This is a genomic window from Pseudomonas sp. IAC-BECa141 (genome assembly GCF_020544405.1).
Taxonomy (GTDB): Bacteria; Pseudomonadota; Gammaproteobacteria; order Pseudomonadales; family Pseudomonadaceae; genus Aquipseudomonas.
On sequence record NZ_CP065410.1, the window covers coordinates 2,794,035 to 2,810,157 of the forward strand.

General features: G+C 62.1%; 15 protein-coding genes. 13 read left to right on the top strand and 2 right to left on the bottom strand.

The features are described from left to right. Positions 1 to 10: 10 nt before the first annotated feature. Positions 11 to 1,636, bottom strand: a complete 1,626-nt coding sequence (locus I5961_RS12845; protein WP_227235442.1) for an NADP-dependent glyceraldehyde-3-phosphate dehydrogenase — start codon at positions 1,634 to 1,636, stop codon at positions 11 to 13. A 353-nt stretch (positions 1,637 to 1,989) separates the two neighbouring features. Between I5961_RS12845 and I5961_RS12850 the strand changes: the two genes are divergently transcribed. The 13 genes from I5961_RS12850 (at position 1,990) to I5961_RS12910 (ending at position 15,427) form a co-directional block, all read left to right on the top strand. After that, a complete protein-coding gene (locus I5961_RS12850) occupies positions 1,990 to 2,343 on the top strand; it encodes a c-type cytochrome (RefSeq protein WP_227235443.1) in 354 nt (117 codons plus the stop codon). 76 nt (positions 2,344 to 2,419) lie between these two features. Continuing rightward, on the top strand, positions 2,420 to 3,748 hold the full coding sequence (locus tag I5961_RS12855) for a D-arabinono-1,4-lactone oxidase (protein ID WP_227235592.1): 1,329 nt from the start codon (positions 2,420 to 2,422) through the stop codon (positions 3,746 to 3,748). Between the two features lie 74 nt (positions 3,749 to 3,822). After that, the gene (locus I5961_RS12860; RefSeq protein WP_227235593.1) at positions 3,823 to 5,031 is read left to right on the top strand and encodes a DSD1 family PLP-dependent enzyme; all 1,209 of its coding nucleotides are present in this window, start codon (positions 3,823 to 3,825) and stop codon (positions 5,029 to 5,031) included. Positions 5,032 to 5,217: 186 nt separating this feature from the next. Then, positions 5,218 to 5,844, top strand: a complete 627-nt coding sequence (locus I5961_RS12865) for a transposase (RefSeq protein WP_085703965.1) — start codon at positions 5,218 to 5,220, stop codon at positions 5,842 to 5,844. Positions 5,845 to 5,899: 55 nt separating this feature from the next. Next, positions 5,900 to 7,495, top strand: coding sequence for a ShlB/FhaC/HecB family hemolysin secretion/activation protein (locus I5961_RS12870; protein WP_227235444.1), 1,596 nt, complete (start codon positions 5,900 to 5,902; stop codon positions 7,493 to 7,495). A 14-nt stretch (positions 7,496 to 7,509) separates the two neighbouring features. Then, the gene (locus I5961_RS12875; RefSeq protein ID WP_227235445.1) at positions 7,510 to 9,309 is read left to right on the top strand and encodes a DUF2341 domain-containing protein; all 1,800 of its coding nucleotides are present in this window, start codon (positions 7,510 to 7,512) and stop codon (positions 9,307 to 9,309) included. 11 nt (positions 9,310 to 9,320) lie between these two features. Beyond that, positions 9,321 to 9,746, top strand: coding sequence for an ExbD/TolR family protein (locus I5961_RS12880; protein ID WP_007955109.1), 426 nt, complete (start codon positions 9,321 to 9,323; stop codon positions 9,744 to 9,746). Between the two features lie 3 nt (positions 9,747 to 9,749). Next, positions 9,750 to 10,454: an energy transducer TonB gene (locus I5961_RS12885; protein ID WP_085700721.1), complete on the top strand. Its 705-nt coding sequence runs from the start codon at positions 9,750 to 9,752 to the stop codon at positions 10,452 to 10,454. A 39-nt stretch (positions 10,455 to 10,493) separates the two neighbouring features. Continuing rightward, a complete protein-coding gene (locus I5961_RS12890) occupies positions 10,494 to 12,191 on the top strand; it encodes a putative porin (protein ID WP_227235446.1) in 1,698 nt (565 codons plus the stop codon). 16 nt (positions 12,192 to 12,207) lie between these two features. After that, a complete protein-coding gene (locus tag I5961_RS12895) occupies positions 12,208 to 12,837 on the top strand; it encodes a DNA repair protein (protein WP_085700719.1) in 630 nt (209 codons plus the stop codon). 29 nt (positions 12,838 to 12,866) lie between these two features. Beyond that, positions 12,867 to 13,334: a YbjN domain-containing protein gene (locus tag I5961_RS12900; protein WP_085703970.1), complete on the top strand. Its 468-nt coding sequence runs from the start codon at positions 12,867 to 12,869 to the stop codon at positions 13,332 to 13,334. After that, entirely contained in the window at positions 13,331 to 14,278 is a 948-nt protein-coding gene (locus I5961_RS12905) for a peptidylprolyl isomerase (RefSeq protein WP_227235447.1), read from the top strand. The genes I5961_RS12900 and I5961_RS12905 overlap by 4 nt, the downstream gene beginning before the upstream one ends. 171 nt (positions 14,279 to 14,449) lie before the next feature. After that, the gene (locus I5961_RS12910) at positions 14,450 to 15,427 is read left to right on the top strand and encodes a LysR family transcriptional regulator (RefSeq protein WP_227235448.1); all 978 of its coding nucleotides are present in this window, start codon (positions 14,450 to 14,452) and stop codon (positions 15,425 to 15,427) included. A gap of 154 nt (positions 15,428 to 15,581) precedes the next feature. Here the strand turns inward: I5961_RS12910 and I5961_RS12915 are convergent, their stop codons facing one another. Next, positions 15,582 to 15,953 (bottom strand): DUF6124 family protein, encoded by a 372-nt coding sequence (locus tag I5961_RS12915; RefSeq protein WP_085703976.1) that lies wholly within the window; start codon positions 15,951 to 15,953, stop codon positions 15,582 to 15,584. Positions 15,954 to 16,123 lie beyond the last annotated feature (170 nt).

Consider the following 16,123-nt stretch of genomic DNA (forward strand, 5'->3'; position numbering starts at 1 on the left):
TGATTCCTCCTCAGAAGATGTAGTCGGTGGCGATGAAGTTCGAATCGCGCCCGCGAATGATTTCGCTGATCAGATCCTTGTTGGGTTCCTGGAACTTGGTTGCCACCAGCGTACGGATCGAAAACACCCGCAGTGCATCGTGTACCGACAGCGTGCCCTCGGCGGAGTTCTTGCGCCCGTTGAACGGGTAAGTGTCCGGACCGCGCTGGCACTGGGCGTTGAGATTGATCCGGCCGACCTGGTTGGCAAAGGTGTCGACCAGTCGACCGACCGCCACCGGGTTGGTGCCGAAGATGCTCAGTTGCTGGCCGAAGTCCGACTCCAGGACGTAGTCGATGACGGTGTCGAGGTGACGGTACGGCACGATCGGCACCACCGGGCCGAATTGCTCTTCCTGATACACACGCATCTGCGGCGTCACCGGGTACAGCACCGCCGGATAGAAGAACGAGGCCCGCGCTTCGCCACCGTTCGGGTTGACCACCTGGGCGCCTTTGCTTTGCGCGTCAGCCATCAGCCCATGCAGATAATCGACCTTGCCCGACTCCGGCAGCGGCGTCAGCGAAACCCCGCTGTCCCACGGCATGCCCGGTTTGAGGCTGGCGAGTTTGGCGTTGAATTTCTCGATGAAGCTTTCGACCACGTCTTCGTGCACGAACAGGATTTTCAACGCGGTGCAGCGCTGGCCGTTGAACGACAGAGAGCCGGTAACCGCTTCGCTGACGGCATTGTCCAGATCCACCTCGGGCAGAACGATGCCGGGGTTCTTCGCATCCAGCCCCAGCGCGGCGCGCAAACGGTGTGGTTTCGGGTGCAGTTTTTTCAGGTCGCTGGCGGCCTTGTTGGTGCCGATGAAGGCGAAGATGTCGATCTTGCCGCTGGCCATCAGCGCACTGACGGTCTCACGGCCGCTGCCGTAAATCACGTTGATCACGCCGGTCGGGAAGCTGTCGCGGAAGGCTTCAAGCAATGGGCGGATCAGCAGCACGCCGAGCTTGGCCGGTTTGAACACCACGGTGTTGCCCATGATCAGCGCCGGAATCAGCGTGGTGAAGGTCTCGTTCAGCGGATAGTTGTAGGGGCCCATGCACAGCGCCACGCCAAGCGGGACGCGGCGGATCTGGCCGAGGGTGTCCTGTTCCAGCTCGAAGCGGCTGGAGCGGCGGTCGAGCTCTTTCAGTGCATTGATGGTGTCGACGATATAGTCGCAGGTGCGGTCGAACTCTTTTTCCGAGTCCTTGAGGTTTTTGCCGATTTCCCACATCAGCAGTTTCACCACGGCATCGCGCTGTTGGCGCATGCGCCCGAGGAAGGCCTCGACGTGCTGGATGCGTTCGGCCACGCGCAGGGTCGGCCACAGGCCCTGGCCCCGGTCGTAGGCGCGCACGGCGGCGTCGAGGGCGGTGAGGGCGGTGTCGGCGTCCAGCAGCGGCGTGCTGCCGAGGATCACTTGTTCGTCGCCGTTATCGCCGTGCAGATAGACCGGGCTGCGCACGGTGGCGAGTGGGCCGTCCCAGCGGCGCAACTGGCCATCGACCAGGTATTCGCGTTGTTCGACCTGACCGTCGAGGCGGTATTTTTCCGGGATGTCGCTGACAGAAGGGAACAGGTTGCCAAGGATGTTTGCTGTGGTCATGTCGCTACCCCGCGTCATTGAAAAAGTCTGTAACGGTTATACGCCTGAACGCGCCGAAATTTAAACCCGCAAATGTCACGCGAATGTCACGCGAAACCGCACAGCAGAGCGGGCATCCACACATGATCGTTCCCACGTCGAGGCGTCGAACCGTCTGCGTGGGAATGCCTCAAGGGATGCTCCGCGTTCCAAGCGGACGCAGAGCGTCCAGGGCTGCATTCCCACGCGGCGCGTGGGAACGATCGTCTTCGGTAATGGGCTGGCCCCGTTTGCCCCCCTCAATGTCCCGCAATGCCCTCAACCCGCCGACCTGCCTGCCTTAAGGTGTGACCACAACAATAAGCGAGGCCGTTATGCGGGCAATCCGACTCACATTATTACTGGCATTGGCCATGACGCTGCCTGGCTGTGGCGAAGACCCCAAGCCCCCGGCCAGCACCAACAACGCCATTCCCAAAGACCCGGCGCTGGCGCAGATCTACGCCAACAGCTGCCAGCTCTGCCACGCCAACCCTGCCGCGAATGCGCCGTTGACCGGTGACCGCCAGGCCTGGGAACCGCGCATCCAGCAGGGCGCCGATACGCTGCTCGACCACGCCATCAACGGCTACAACGGCATGCCGCCGATGGGCCAGTGCGTCGAGTGCTCGGAAGAACAATTCCTTCAGTTGATCGGCTTCATGGCCGATCAGCCGCTCCCACAATAAGGATCCTGGCATGCCGATAGATCTGACACGCCGGCAGTTGTTGCAACGGGCAAGCATCGTCGGAGCGTTCAGCGCGCTGGCTTCCAATCCGGCGCTGGGCCAGTTGATGCGCGCGCCACGGCTGATTCCCTGGCGCAACTGGTCGGGCGGCCAGAGCTGCCTGCCGGCGGCGCGGGTGGCGCCGAAGAATCTGGATGAACTGACGACGATCATTCAGCAGGCAACTGGCAAGATCCGCCCGGTCGGCTCGGCGCATTCCTTCAGCGCGCTGGTGCCAACCGACGGTACGCTGTTGTCGCTCAGCTACTTCAACGGCCTGCTCGATCACGACCCGAAAACCCTGCAAGCCGAATTCGCCGCCGGCACGCCGATGTCGCGCATGGGCGTACCGCTCAAGGACGTCGGTCAGGCCCTGCAAAACATGGCCGACATCGATTACCAGACCCTGGCCGGGGCCATTTCCACCTCGACTCACGGCACCGGCAAAACCTTCCAGTCCTATTCCGCACACGTCTGCGGGATGCAACTGGTAACCGCCAGCGGCGAGTTGCTGGATTGCGACCGCCAGCATCACCCCGAGGTATTCAACGCCGCCCGTGTATCCCTGGGCGCGCTGGGCGTAGCGACCAAAATCCGCCTGCAAAACCGCCCGGCCTATCGCCTGCGCGAGCGACAGTGGATCGCCAGGACCGAAGAGTTGCTGGAAGACATCGACAAGAACACCCGCGAAAACCAGCACTGGGAAATGCTCGTCGTCACCCATTCCGACTACGCCTTGTCGATCGCCCTCAACGAAACCACCGACCCGCCCACGCCGCCGATCCCGCCTGAAGAGGAGGGCGGCAACGAGTTCGTGACCCTGATCGAGAAGATCGACAAGTACGGCAGCGATTTCCCGGGCTTGCGCAGCTCGCTGCTCAACAGCCTGCGGCATCTGGCGAGCTTTGATGACCGGGTTGGTGACTCGTTCGACATCTACGCCAACGTGCGCACCGTGCGCTTCAATGAAATGGAATATTCGGTGCCCGCTGAACATGGCCCGGCGTGTCTGCGGGAGATTCTCAAGCTGATCCGCGACAAGGACCTGCGCACCTGGTTTCCCATCGAGTACCGCTACGTCAAGGCCGACGACATTCCGCTGAGCATGTTCGAGGGCCGCGACAGCTGCTCGATCTCGGTCCACCAGCATTACCAGATGGACCACCATAACTTCTTCGCCGCGATCGAGCCGATCTTCTGGAAGTACAACGGCCGGCCGCACTGGGGCAAATTGCACACGCTCAACGCCCGCACGTTGCAAACGCTCTATCCGCGCTGGCAGGAATTCATTCAGGTACGCCAGGCGCTGGACCCGAGCGGCAAGTTTCTCAACGGGCATCTGTCGTCGATTCTGGGGGTGAGCTGATGGCGGTCAATCGACGTAATTTCGTGCTCGGGACTTTGGGTGTCGGCGCTTTGCTGGCGGGGGTTGGCGCATGGCTGCGGCCGGGGGATCGCGGCGGGCCTTACAGCGACTATTTCCGGGCGCTGAACAATGAACTCAAGAGCAAAGGCCCGATGCGCCCGGTGTTGCTGATTGATCTGGATCGCCTCGACCACAACATCGACGTGGTGATGCGCTCGGTCAATCGTGCGGGCAAGCAGTTGAGGCTGGTGGAGAAATCCCTGCCGTCACCGGGCCTGCTCAGCTACATCGGCCAACGGGCAGGGACGCAACGACTGATGTCATTTCATCAGCCGTTTCTCAATCATGATGCGGTGATGTTTCCGCATTCGGACATCCTGCTCGGCAAGCCGCTACCGGTGCGTTCGGCGGAGATTTTCTACCAGACCCACAAAGGCCCGTTCGACCCGGCGAAACAACTGCAATGGCTGATCGACAACCCCGAACGCTTGCAGCAATACCTCGCGCTGGCCCAGGGCTTGGGCACTCGCATGCGGATCAACATCGAACTGGACGTCGGCCTGCACCGGGGCGGCGTCAGCAATCTGAACGTGCTCGGGCAAATGCTCGCGCTGATCGCCGCCAACCCGCAGCATCTGGAATTCGCCGGGTTCATGGGCTACGACCCGTTCGTGGGTATGGGTGTGCCGGGGATTCTCGGTTCGCCCGAGGAACTGTTCGCCAGGGTGATGGTGATTTATCAGCGCTGCGTCGACTTTACCCGGCAGCAATACCCGGCGCTGTGGCAAGACGGCTTGTGCCTGAATACTGCCGGCAGCCCGAGTTACCGCATGCATGAAAACGAGCACCTGAGCACTGAGGTATCGGTGGGCACGGCGATGCTCAAGCCGACTCATTACGACTTGCCTTCTCTGGTTGAACACGAACCCGCCGCGTACATCGCCACGCCGGTGTTGAAAAGCACCGGAGCAGTAAACATCCCGGCGCTGGATGACAAGTCGAAACTGTTTTCGTGGTGGGACACCAACCAGCGCCAGACTTTCTTCATCTACGGCGGTAACTGGATGGCCGAGTTCGAATCGCCGCCGGGGCTTCAAAGCAATGGCGTTTACGGCCGTAGCTCGAATCAGGAGATGGTCAATGGTTCGAATGCCGTGGGGCTGACGATGGAGGATCAAGTCTTTCTGCGACCGACCCAGACCGAAGCCGTCCTCCTGCAATTCGGTGATTTGCTGGCGGTACGTGGCGGCAAGATCGTCGATACCTGGCCGGTTTATTCCTGACCAATAAAACAAGCTCACTCCCACAGGTATTTATGGTGCCTGATCGATCTCATTCGATTTCTGTAATGAAGCTTTTATGACAAAAGTTCGGTAGCACATCGCCAGTCCGGTCATGCCTATGTAACGCGCTTGAGGGGCCCTTTGGGCGCTTTTCACAAGCCGAGGCGGGACGCCGGGAGTGAGGCAATGGGGACTATGGAACGCTACTCGAAAGTGGGCATGCAGGAACTCGATCAACGCCTGTCGAAGATCGTCGAAGCCGCGCGCAAGAAGCCGGTTTCGGTGTATCGCTACGGTGCGCCGTGGGTCTGGATCGTGTCGCAGGATGACTGGCAGGGCGCCTTGAAAGAGGTCTCCAGTTATATTCCGCCGGGTCATTCGCTGGTGCTGCTGCGCCCGCAGATCGACGACCTGCTCGATGCCCATCGCGACCTCCTGCACGACCTCGATGCCCAACCCGGCATGCTGATCGCCCCGCAGACGGTCATGCATATCCTGCTGCTGCAACTGCTGTATTCGGTGCCCAGCGAGCAGCAGCTCTATGAACAGCTCAATTACAACCTGCTGTTCCGCTGGTTTGTCGGCCTCGGCCTGAACCAGAAAGTCTGGAGCTTCAACGTCCTCAGTCGCGACATCGCCACGCTGCTCAACGAGCCGCGTGCGGTGCAGCTCATCCAGAAAATCATCGGTGAAGTGTTCTGCGGCGCGCTGCTGCAAATGCCCGAGTTCTCGCTGAACTTCGCGCTGCTGCACACCTGGCTGGGCAAACACACCGGGCCCCGCACGTCAGCAATTAACAACGCCAGTAATTGACGCACACGCAAGGCGCATGAGCGCCAACAGGTCATCGCGAATTTCAGGGGGTAGTGTGGAGCAGATTTTCACGTCACGGCTGGCGCTGTGGGGCTGGCTGCTGGTGACGGCCGGCGTGCAGCCGGCGTTCGCTGATGAGGCCGCAAACGCAGGTGCGCAACGTCTGGTGGACGTCAACGAATACTTCGTGCGCGGCAACACCGTGCTCGATGCCCGGGCCATCGAAGAAGCGGTGTACCCGTTCCTCGGCCCGCAAAAAGCCTTGAGCGAAATCGAAGGCGCGCGGGACGCCTTGCAGAAGGTCTATCAGGAACGCGGCTATCAATCGGTGTTCGTCGAACTGCCGGAGCAAGCCGTGGCCGACGGCATCGTGTATCTGCAAGTCAGCGAAACCAAGGTCGGCCGGGTGCGTGTGGTCGGCGCCAAACACTATTCGCCGCTGGACATCCGCGACAACGTCCCGGCCCTGAAGGAAGGCGAGGTGCCGGACTTCGCCAAGGTCCAGGGCGAACTGGCGCAACTCAACAAAACCCCGGGCCGGCAGGTAATGCCGCTGGTGCGCGAAGGGCAGCGCCCCGGCACCATGGACGTGGATTTGCAGGTCGAAGACCAGAACCCGTGGACCGCCAGCGTCGGCCTGAACAACGACTACAGCGCCGACACCGAAAAGCTGCGTACTGTCACCAGTCTCGGCTACAACAATCTTTGGCAGTTGGGGCACAGCGTCAACCTGACGTTCTTCACCGCGCCCCAGGAAACCGACAATGCCAAGGTCTGGTCGGGCTCCTACACCGCGCCGCTGACCGAGCGCTGGAGCGTGCAGTTCTCCGGCTACCAGTCCGACAGCAACGTCGCCACCCTCGGCGGCAGCAACGTGCTCGGCAAGGGCCATTCCTACGGGTTAGCGGCGATCTACACGATCCCGTCCAGCGGCAACTGGTCGAACTCGCTGTCGGCCGGCATCGACTTCAAGGACTTCGACGAGCGCCTGATCCTGTCCGGCGAAAGCGATAAGGTGCCGCTCAAATACGCGCCGTTCACCTTCGCCTACAACGGCTATCGCTACAGCGAAAAGAGCCAGCTCGGCCTCGGCCTGAGCCTGGTCGCGGCCACTCGAAGCTTCTTCGGTTACGGCAGCTCCGACGAAGACTTCGACTACAAACGCTACCGCGCCAACCCGAGTTTCGCCGTGCTCAAGGGCGATACCAACTTCACCTGGACCTTCGACAGCGACTGGCAGAGCGCAAGCAAAGCCGCGTTCCAACTGGCGTCGGGGCCACTGGTTTCCAACGAACAATTCTCCGCCGGCGGCGCGACTTCGGTGCGCGGCTATCTGGCCGCTGAACGTACCGCCGATGACGGCTTTCTGCTGAGCGAAGAACTGCGCACACCGTCGCTGGCCAAGTACGTCGGCGGCTGGATGCAGGACTGGCGCTTCTACGCCTTCGCCGAGGGCGCGCAACTCTACCTGCGCGACGAACTGCCGGACCAGGATGCCAATTACGCCCTGGCCAGTGTCGGCCTCGGCACCCGCGCCAGCCTCAGCAAGTGGCTGTCCGGCAGCCTCGACTGGGGCTACCCGCTACTCGAAGGGCCGAACACCTCGAAACAGGAATCGCGCCTGCACTTCAACCTTCAGGCCACTTTCTAACAAGGAGCACCTCCATGCAGCGCCTTTTCCTTTCGTTGTTGATCTGCCTGGGCTTTGTGCTCCCGGCCACGGCTCAGGCCTGGTGGCAGGACGACTGGCACTACCGCAAACAGATCGCCGTCGACACCACGCCGCAAGGCGCCGCGATCAATCAAACCCTTGGCCGCACCGCGCTGCTGGTGCGCCTGCACACCGGCAACTTCACGTTTGACGGCGTGAAAGAGGACGGCTCGGACCTGCGTTTCGTCGCCGCCGATGACAAGACTGTGCTCAACCACCAGATCGAAAGCTTCGACGCGCTGATGGGCATGGCGCTGATCTGGGTCGACGTGCCGAATGTCGAGGGCGGTCAGCGTCAGGACATCTGGATGTACTACGGCAACCAGAAAGCCCCGGCCACCGGCAACGGCCAACTCACGTTCGATCCGAATTACACCGCGCTCTATCACTTTGAGGGCGCCACCGGTACCCCGGCGAAAGACACCACCGCCTACGGCAACACCGCGCAGAGCGCCACTGGCAGCGCGATTGACGGTGTAGTAGGGCGGGCCTTGCAGTTCAGCGGCCAGCCGTTGCTGTTGCCGGCCAGTCCGTCGCTGCAGCACAACGCCGGCAGCGCGTTCACCTTCAGTGCCTGGTTGCGACTGGATCAGGCTAACGGCGAGCAACTGATTCTGGCCCGTCGCGAAGGCGCCCACAGCCTGCTGGTCGGTGTGAATCAGGGCGTACCGTTCGTGGAAATCGACGGCCAGCGCGCCGTCGCCACGCAACCGTTGAATCCGGGCCAATGGCAGCACGTCGCACTGACCGCCGAAGGCGCGAAAGTGACGCTGTACATCAACGGTCGCGAAGGTGCGACGCTGGCTCAAGCGATGCCGGCGTTCAACTCGGTCATGGCCATCGGCGCTGAACTGCATGAAGGTCCTTTCCAGCCGTTCGTGGGTGCCATCGATGAGCTGCGTCTGTCGAAAGTCGCCCGTCCGGCGCCGCTGTTGCTGGCTGACGCCACTTCCCAGGGCGCCGAGTCGAAACTGGTGGCTTACGGCGTCGATGAAGAACAGTCCGGCTTCGGCTTTGGCAGCCTCGGTTTCCTGCTCAACGCCGTGCCGGTCGATGCCTGGGTGATCATCGCGGTGCTGGTGCTGATGATGTTCCAGTCGTGGATCATCATGCTGCGCAAGAACCGCACCCTCAGCCGCGTCACCGCCGCCAACGAAGACTTCCGCGTGCAATTCGCCAAGGTCGGCACTCGCCTGGAAATGTTCGCCGACGACACCCAGCTCGCCCAGCGCTTGCAACATTCGCCGCTGTGGCGCCTGTATCAGGTGGCGGTGAAAGAGATCCGCACCCGCCGCGAGCAGGGCGCCGATACCTCGTCGGTTTCGGCGGCGACCATCGAAGCGATCCGCTGCTCCATGGACGGCGTGCGCACCCGGGAAAACCAGCAACTGAGTTCGAAACTCTCGACCCTGTCCAACGCCATCGCCGGCGGCCCGTACATCGGCCTGCTCGGCACCGTGCTGGGGATCATGGTGGTGTTCCTCGGCACGGCCATGGCCGGTGACGTAAACATCAACGCCATCGCGCCAGGCATGGCGGCAGCATTGCTCGCTACCGCCATGGGCCTGTTCGTCGCGATCCCGGCGCTGTTTGGCTACAACCGCCTGATCACTCGCAACAAGGAAGTCAGCGCCGACATGCGTGTGTTTGTCGACGAGTTCATCACCCGTCTGGCGGAGATGCACGGCGAAGGCCAGTCCAGTGAGGCGGCGCATCAGCGCGGTCATCACGCCAATCACTCCGTACCGGCCTGAGGAGCACTGACATGGCGTCCGTAAATGCCTCCCACGACGATGACGAAGATGCAGCGGTGGACAGCATCAACATCACGCCACTGGTGGACGTGCTGATGGTGGTGCTGGTGATGTTCATCCTCACCGCCACCGCGCAGGTCTCCGGGATCCAGATCAACCTGCCCAAGGCCAGCGCCGCCGTGTCGCTGTCCGAGGCCAAGACCAAGGCGATTTCGGTCAACGACGGCGGCCAGGTGTTCCTCGACGCCTACCCGGTGACGCTGCCGGAGCTGGAAGAGCGCCTGCGCATCGAGAAGGCGCAGAACCCGGACTTCCCGGTGATCGTGCGCGGCGATGCCACGGTGCAATACCAAAAGGTCATCGAAGTGCTGGATCTGTTGCGCCGGCTCGAACTGTCCCAGGTCGGTCTCGTTACCGGCAAACCGACGCAGGGCTGAGTGATGACTGCACAACTGCCAATCGAGCCTCTACCGGTGAAGAAGTCGCCACTGCGCTACGTGAAGTGGGGCGCCGGGCTGATCCTCGGTGCGCTCGCCGCGTGGTTCCTGTGGCAGTGGGCCAACGACATGAGCGGTATCCGTCGGGAAGCGCCGAAGGTGCCGACGATCATTCCCTTGCCGCCACCGCCACCTCCGCCGCCGGAAAAACCGCCGGAGCCGGAAACCCCGGTCGAGGAAAAAGTCGTCGAGCCCGAGCCAACGCCGGAGCCGCAAGAGGTCAAGCCTGAAGAGGAAGCACCGCCATCGCCGGCCGACGACCTGGCCAACCCGATGCAGATCGACGGCGACGCCCAGAGCGGCAGCGACGCGTTCAACATCGGCGCGGGCAAGGGCGGCGGCATGGCCGGCGCCGGCGGTGGGCGACTGGGCAACGGCACCTACAGCCAGTTCCTAGCGTTCACCTTCCAGAAGCTGCTGCGCGAAAACCCCGACCTGCGCAACCTGGCGTTTTCGCTGCAGGCCGATGTGTGGCTGAGCAGTGTCGGCGAGATCACCCGGGTCGAGCTGATCAAGTCCAGCGGCAACCCCGAGATCGATACGCAAGTGCTCGCCGCGCTGCGCAACGCGCCCGCTTTAAGCGAACGGCCACCGGCCTCCATCACCTTGCCTGTGCGCATGTCCCTGCAAGGGCGGCGTCCGGGTTAACCGAATTCATAAAGCTGTATGAAAAGGAGTTGTGTGCAGATGATTTCCAACGTGAATCGATTGTCCCTGGCGGTCGGCATGGTCATCGCGACCCTGGTCGGTCAGGCCGCGGCAGCGCCAGCGCCCTCGGAGAACGCCACGATCAATCTGATCCGCTTGCTGGTCGAGCAGGGCATTCTGAAACAGGACAAGGCCGACGCGCTGATCGCCCAGGCCCAGAACGAAGCGGCCCAGGCCAAACAGGCTGCGGCGTCCACCGCTGTGGCAGCCGGGCCGGTCGCGGCGCCGGGCGATGTGCGGGTGCAATACGTGCCGGCTGCGGTGCGCGACCAGATCCGTGATCAGGTCAAGGCCGAAGTCATGGCCACCGCCAAACAGGAAAACTGGGCCGCGCCCAACACTTTCCCGGACTGGGCGTCACGCATCAGCTTTGACGGTGACATTCGTCTGCGTGACGAATCGCGCTACTACTCGGGCAGCAACAGCAACGAAATCGTCGACTTTGCCAAGCTCAACAACAACGGCCCTTACGACGTGAATCCCAACAGCAGCACCGCGTTGCCGCCGTTGCTCAACACCCGCGAAGACCGCGAAAACCTGTTTCGCCTGCGCGCCCGGCTGGGCATGAAAGCGGAGATTTCACCGCAATGGACCGCCGGCATCCGCATCGGCACCGGCTCGGACAACAACCCGGTGTCGACCACCCAGAACCTCGGCGGTGGCTTCTCGAAAAAGGACATCTGGCTCGATCAGGGTTACCTGACCTGGAAGCCGTCGGATGAGCTGACCCTGACCGGTGGCCGCTTCGCCAACCCGTTCCTGTCCACCGACATGCTGTATTCCAACGACCTGAACTTCGACGGCGTGGCGGCCATCTTCGACCACAAGCTCAACCGCGACTGGGGCGTGTTCGGCACCCTCGGCGCGTTCCCGGTGGACTACACCAACGACACCACCACCAGCAACGGCTTCGACAAGGAAGAAAGCGATAACAAATGGCTGTACGGCGCGCAAATCGGCGCCAAATGGGCGATCAACAGCAACAACCGCTTGAAAGGCGCGCTGGCCTACTACCGCTTCGACGACATCGAAGGCCAGCGCTCCAGTCCTTGCGAACCGTGGGCCGGCGCACCGGGCTGCGACAGCGACGGCACCCGCGCAGCGTTCATGCAAAAGGGCAACAGCGTGTTCCTGCTGCGTGACATCACGCCGAACCCGCTCAACCCGAGCACCACGCCGCAGCCGCAATTCGTGGGCCTGGCGTCCGAGTTCAACCTGCTGGACCTCAACGTGGTGTGGGACGCCGACCTGCCGGAAGACTTCAAACTGCGCGGCCAGGGCAACTACATCCACAATCTCGGCTACGACGAAGGCGACATGCGCAAGCGTTCGGCCGGGCAACTGGTCAACAACCTCGGCAGCAACGGCAACATCGAAAGCGGCGCCAATGCGTGGATGGTCCAGTTCACCCTCGGCAACGCGCTGGAGCTGAAGAAGCAGGGCGACTGGAACCTGTTCGCCGGCTACAAGTACATCCAGCCGGACGCCTTGCCGGACGGCTTCAACGACTCGTCGTTCCACCTGGGCGGCACCAACGCCAAGGGCTATATCCTCGGCGGCAACTACGGCCTGGCAAAGAACGTTTACGCCACCGGCCGCTGGATGAGCACCGAGGCGGTGTACGGTGCGCCGTTCGACATCGACGTCATGCAGCTTGAGATCAACACGCGCTTCTAAGCGCCGGGAGAGGATTATGAAAATCCGCTTTTTATGGCTTGGGCTCGGGATGTTGATCGCCACCGGGGCGAGCGCCGAAGGCATGGAGGAACGCCTGCGCACCCAGTTGCGCAGCACAACCCAGCAGCTGCAAACCCTGCAAAGCCAGCAGGCCCAGGCCAGCGCCGCGCAACTGGCGGCGCAGAACGAAGCCAAGGCTGCCCAGGCGCAAATCAAGCAATTGACCGCCGAACTGGCCAAGGCCAAAGGCCTTGCCGAGCAACTGGCCGGGCAGCAGCAAACCTTGCACAGCCAGGCCCAGGCGCAAGTCGCGGCCAGCAACGAGCAGACCGGCAAGTTCAAGAAGGCCTACGAAGAGCTGTTGGTCCTGGCCCGTGCCAAAGAGGCAGAACGGTCTAAGCTTCAAGCGCAATTGACTGAGCGTGACACACAAGTGCAGCAATGTTCGGTCAAGAATCAGCAGATGTACGGCGTGGCCAAGCAGATTCTCAGCGCCTACGAAAACATCGATGTGGCCGAGGTGATGAAGATCCGCCAGCCCTTCGCCGGCAGCGCCCGGGTCAAGTTCGATGAACTGGCTCAGGGTTTTGGCGATGAACTGTACAAGACTCAATTCGATGCGCCGCAAGCCGCGATTGCGCACTGATTAAAAGACTCATGGACAAGGAAGACGTAATGACTCAATTGATCTCCCACGTATCCCCGCAATCCCTGACCGACGTGCTGCAAGCCGCCGGTTATCGTGTCAACCAGACCGAACAGAACGGCATCGTCCAGTTGCTCAGCGCCAGCCAGGGCATCGGTTACGCCTTGCGTTTCGGCAACCCGGCGGTGGCGGAACAGGGCAGCTACGTCGACTTCACCTTCAGCTGCGCCTTGCGCGTGCAGGGTGAGCTGCCGGCCGGTGTGGCGGAGCAGTGGAACGCGACCCGCCGCTTTGCCCGGTTGTCGTTGCAGGGCGAGTTCCTGGTGATGGAAATGGACGTGGTGGTGGCCGCTGGCGTCAGCAACGATCACCTGCGCGGCAACCTGGAATTGTGGGATCGCCTGTTGCAGGAATTCATCGTTTACCTGCGTGATTTCACCCAGAACGCCGCTGCCGCTCAGGCTCCAAAGGTTGAGCAAGAGGAAGTTGCGCTGTGACGAAACCTGCCATGGTAATCAGCGCCGCTGCGGTGGCGCTGTTGGTGGTGGCCGTGGCGCTGGTGGTGCGGCCGGGCAATGACCCGGTCGCCGCCCAGCAACAGGCGCCGGTGATTGCGGCGAACAATGGACCGGCAGTGGCCAGATTAGGCAATCAGCAGGTTTCGCCGGAAGAATTGCAGGCGCTGCTGGCCGCCGTACCGCCCCAGACCCGCGAACAACTGCGCGGCAATCGTGAGGCGCTGGAGCGCTGGATACGTTCACGCCTGGCCGAAAAAGCCGTGCTGGAACAGGCCGACGCCCAAGGCTGGGCGCAACGTCCGGACGTGGTTCGGCAAACCCGTGCCGCCACTGAGCAGATCGTGTTCCGCGACTATTTGCAGTCGGTGAGCCAGGTGCCGGCGGATTACCCGAGCGACGCCGAGTTGCAGCAGGCGTATGACGCGGGCAAGGCCAACTGGCAGACGCCGGCGCTGTATCGGGTCAGCCAGATTTTCCTCGGGGTGAACGAGCCGCAGAATCTTGAAACCGTGCGCAAGCAGGCTACGGAATTGAGCAAGAAAGCCCAGGCAACCCCGGCGGAGTTTGCAGCGCTGGCCAAGGAATTTTCCCAGGACCGCCTGACCGCTGACCGTGGCGGTGACACCGGCCTGCAACCGTTGCAGCAACTGGTGCCGCAAGTGCGTGGTGCCGTGGCGCGACTCAAGGTTGGCGCGGTGTCCGATCCCGTTCAAAGCAGCGCCGGTTTCCACGTGATCAAACTCACCGAACAGCAACCGGCCCGTACCGCGACCCTCGACGAACTGCGCGATCAACTGACCCAGGCCTTGCGGGCTCAACGTCAGGAGCAGATCGCCCAGGCGTATCTGGACGGCATGCTCAACACCGCGACGCTGAGCATCGACGGGGCCGAGCTCAATAAAGTGCTGGAGGAAAAACTGTAATTCAGATCCACCTCTGAACTCTGTGGGAGCGAGCTTGCTCCGGGCGGCGTTCCGACGAAAGCGGTGTATCTGGCAATGAGATGTTGCGTGTGCCGATGCCTTCGCGAGCAAGCTCGCTCCCACAATGGATTTATGCAAAGGCAAACAACAAAGATCGACAGGGAGTCATCGATGTCATTCACCGAACCCGCAGCACGACAAAGCAGCGCCGAATTTCGCTGGCCCAAGGACAAGGATGAACCCTGGCTGGCGCAAGCCGCGACGCTCGACAGTGACGTCGCGCAATACTTTCTGGTCAGCGCACGTTGCGGCTGCTTCATGCAGGCCGCCCGCAGCCTCAACGTGCGCTCGACCCTGCTGCGCAAACAACTGGCGCAACTGGAACAACAACTGCAATGTGCGCTGTTCAGCTTCCAGGGCAGCGCTCTCAGCCTGACCCGCGAAGGCCAGCAATTGCAGGCGCAACTGGTGGCCCTGGCCCACGAACGCAAACTCCCGGTGATCGAGCAGCCCCTGATCAGGCTGGCGGTCGCCGAATCGATCCTGCACGACATCCTCGGACGCGACCTCATCGCACTGCTGCGCCGCAACGCCAGCGTGCGCCTGGAGATCATCGCCCTCGACAGCGAACTGGCCCTGCGCGCCGTCAGCGCCGACATCGTGCTGTGGCTCGCCCACGGCGAAACCCCGCACCCCGGCCCGACCTTCGCCACCAGCGAACCGCAACGCCTGGCGCAACTGGAATACCAGCCGCACATCGCCAAACGCTACTCCCGCGTGACCGCACGACCAGAAAGCCCGGATGATCTTGCCGATTTCATGCTGGTGCAATGGCAGCATGACCGGCAGATCGACAGCTTCCGGCCCTGGAACAATCTGGTCGAACAGCGCCTGGCCGGAGTGGTGCAGATGCAGTCCTACGAGCTGATGCTGGAGATGATCCGGTGCAGCGCATGCATTGGTTTGTTGCCGATGTACATGAGCCGGTTTGATCGCGGGCTGGTGGCGTTGCCGGGGGTATTTGAGGAGGCGATGCGGTTGCAGGCGTGGTTGGCGGTGAACAGTGAATCGCAGGAGGTCGGGGAGGTGCAGGTTTTGGTGGAGTTGATTCAACGCACGTTCAATGAGCGACAGGAGTGGTTTGAGTAGTTTTTCTCAGATCGTAGATCGTTCCCACGTCGAGGCGTCGAACCGTCCGCGTGGGAATGCCTCAAGGGACGCTCCGCGTTCCAGCTCCGGAAGGGACGCGGAGCGTCCCGGGCTGCATTCCCACGCGGAGCGTGGGAACGATCAGGCGATCAGGTTACAGAGGCGCCTCAGTCTTCAACTCCAGATTATCCAGCGCCCGGTTCACCGCCAGTTCCCCCAGCATGATCAATTGCGCAATCCCCAGCAGCACATGCCGATGCGAGCCGTCCACCAGCCCGGCGAAATCGCTGGCCATGGTTTTGGCCGAGGTCAGGGTTTCGCAGGCGTCGGCCAGCAGTTCTTCGCTGTCGACGCCGGGGGCGATGAGGTAGCGGGTGTTGGGTTTGAGCAGCGGTTTTCTGGGGTGGAACGGATTGAGGTAGTGATCGAGGGCGCGTTCGGCGGCTTCGTGGAATTTCTTGGAATCGAGGGTTTCGTAGGGCGAGGTCGGGTCGGTTTCGGGTGGATTGGGTGTTGGTTTGATCATGATTGAATCTCCAGAGTCATGGAGACGCCACGATTCGCTGCGATACGAAGGGGTGGCAGCTATACGCGGGTCGCAGACCGGGACTCTAGAACCGGCAGACCCGAGGGTCTCCCACGTACAGCCGCCATAAAACTGGAGGGTGTTGTGCGTCTAGAGATCGCGGGCTGCGA

Excerpts from the sequence above, each read along its gene's own strand:
- I5961_RS12880 (WP_007955109.1), top strand. The coding sequence starts at position 9,321 with ATGGCGTCCGTAAATGCCTCCCACGACGATGACGAAGATGCAGCGGTG.
- I5961_RS12850 (WP_227235443.1), top strand. The coding sequence starts at position 1,990 with ATGCGGGCAATCCGACTCACATTATTACTGGCATTGGCCATGACGCTG.
- I5961_RS12900 (WP_085703970.1), top strand. The coding sequence starts at position 12,867 with ATGACTCAATTGATCTCCCACGTATCCCCGCAATCCCTGACCGACGTG.
- I5961_RS12895 (WP_085700719.1), top strand. The coding sequence starts at position 12,208 with ATGAAAATCCGCTTTTTATGGCTTGGGCTCGGGATGTTGATCGCCACC.
- I5961_RS12915 (WP_085703976.1), bottom strand. The coding sequence starts at position 15,953 with ATGATCAAACCAACACCCAATCCACCCGAAACCGACCCGACCTCGCCC.
- I5961_RS12875 (WP_227235445.1), top strand. The coding sequence starts at position 7,510 with ATGCAGCGCCTTTTCCTTTCGTTGTTGATCTGCCTGGGCTTTGTGCTC.
- I5961_RS12910 (WP_227235448.1), top strand. The coding sequence starts at position 14,450 with ATGTCATTCACCGAACCCGCAGCACGACAAAGCAGCGCCGAATTTCGC.
- I5961_RS12845 (WP_227235442.1), bottom strand. The coding sequence starts at position 1,636 with ATGACCACAGCAAACATCCTTGGCAACCTGTTCCCTTCTGTCAGCGAC.
- I5961_RS12890 (WP_227235446.1), top strand. The coding sequence starts at position 10,494 with ATGATTTCCAACGTGAATCGATTGTCCCTGGCGGTCGGCATGGTCATC.
- I5961_RS12885 (WP_085700721.1), top strand. The coding sequence starts at position 9,750 with ATGACTGCACAACTGCCAATCGAGCCTCTACCGGTGAAGAAGTCGCCA.
- I5961_RS12865 (WP_085703965.1), top strand. The coding sequence starts at position 5,218 with ATGGGGACTATGGAACGCTACTCGAAAGTGGGCATGCAGGAACTCGAT.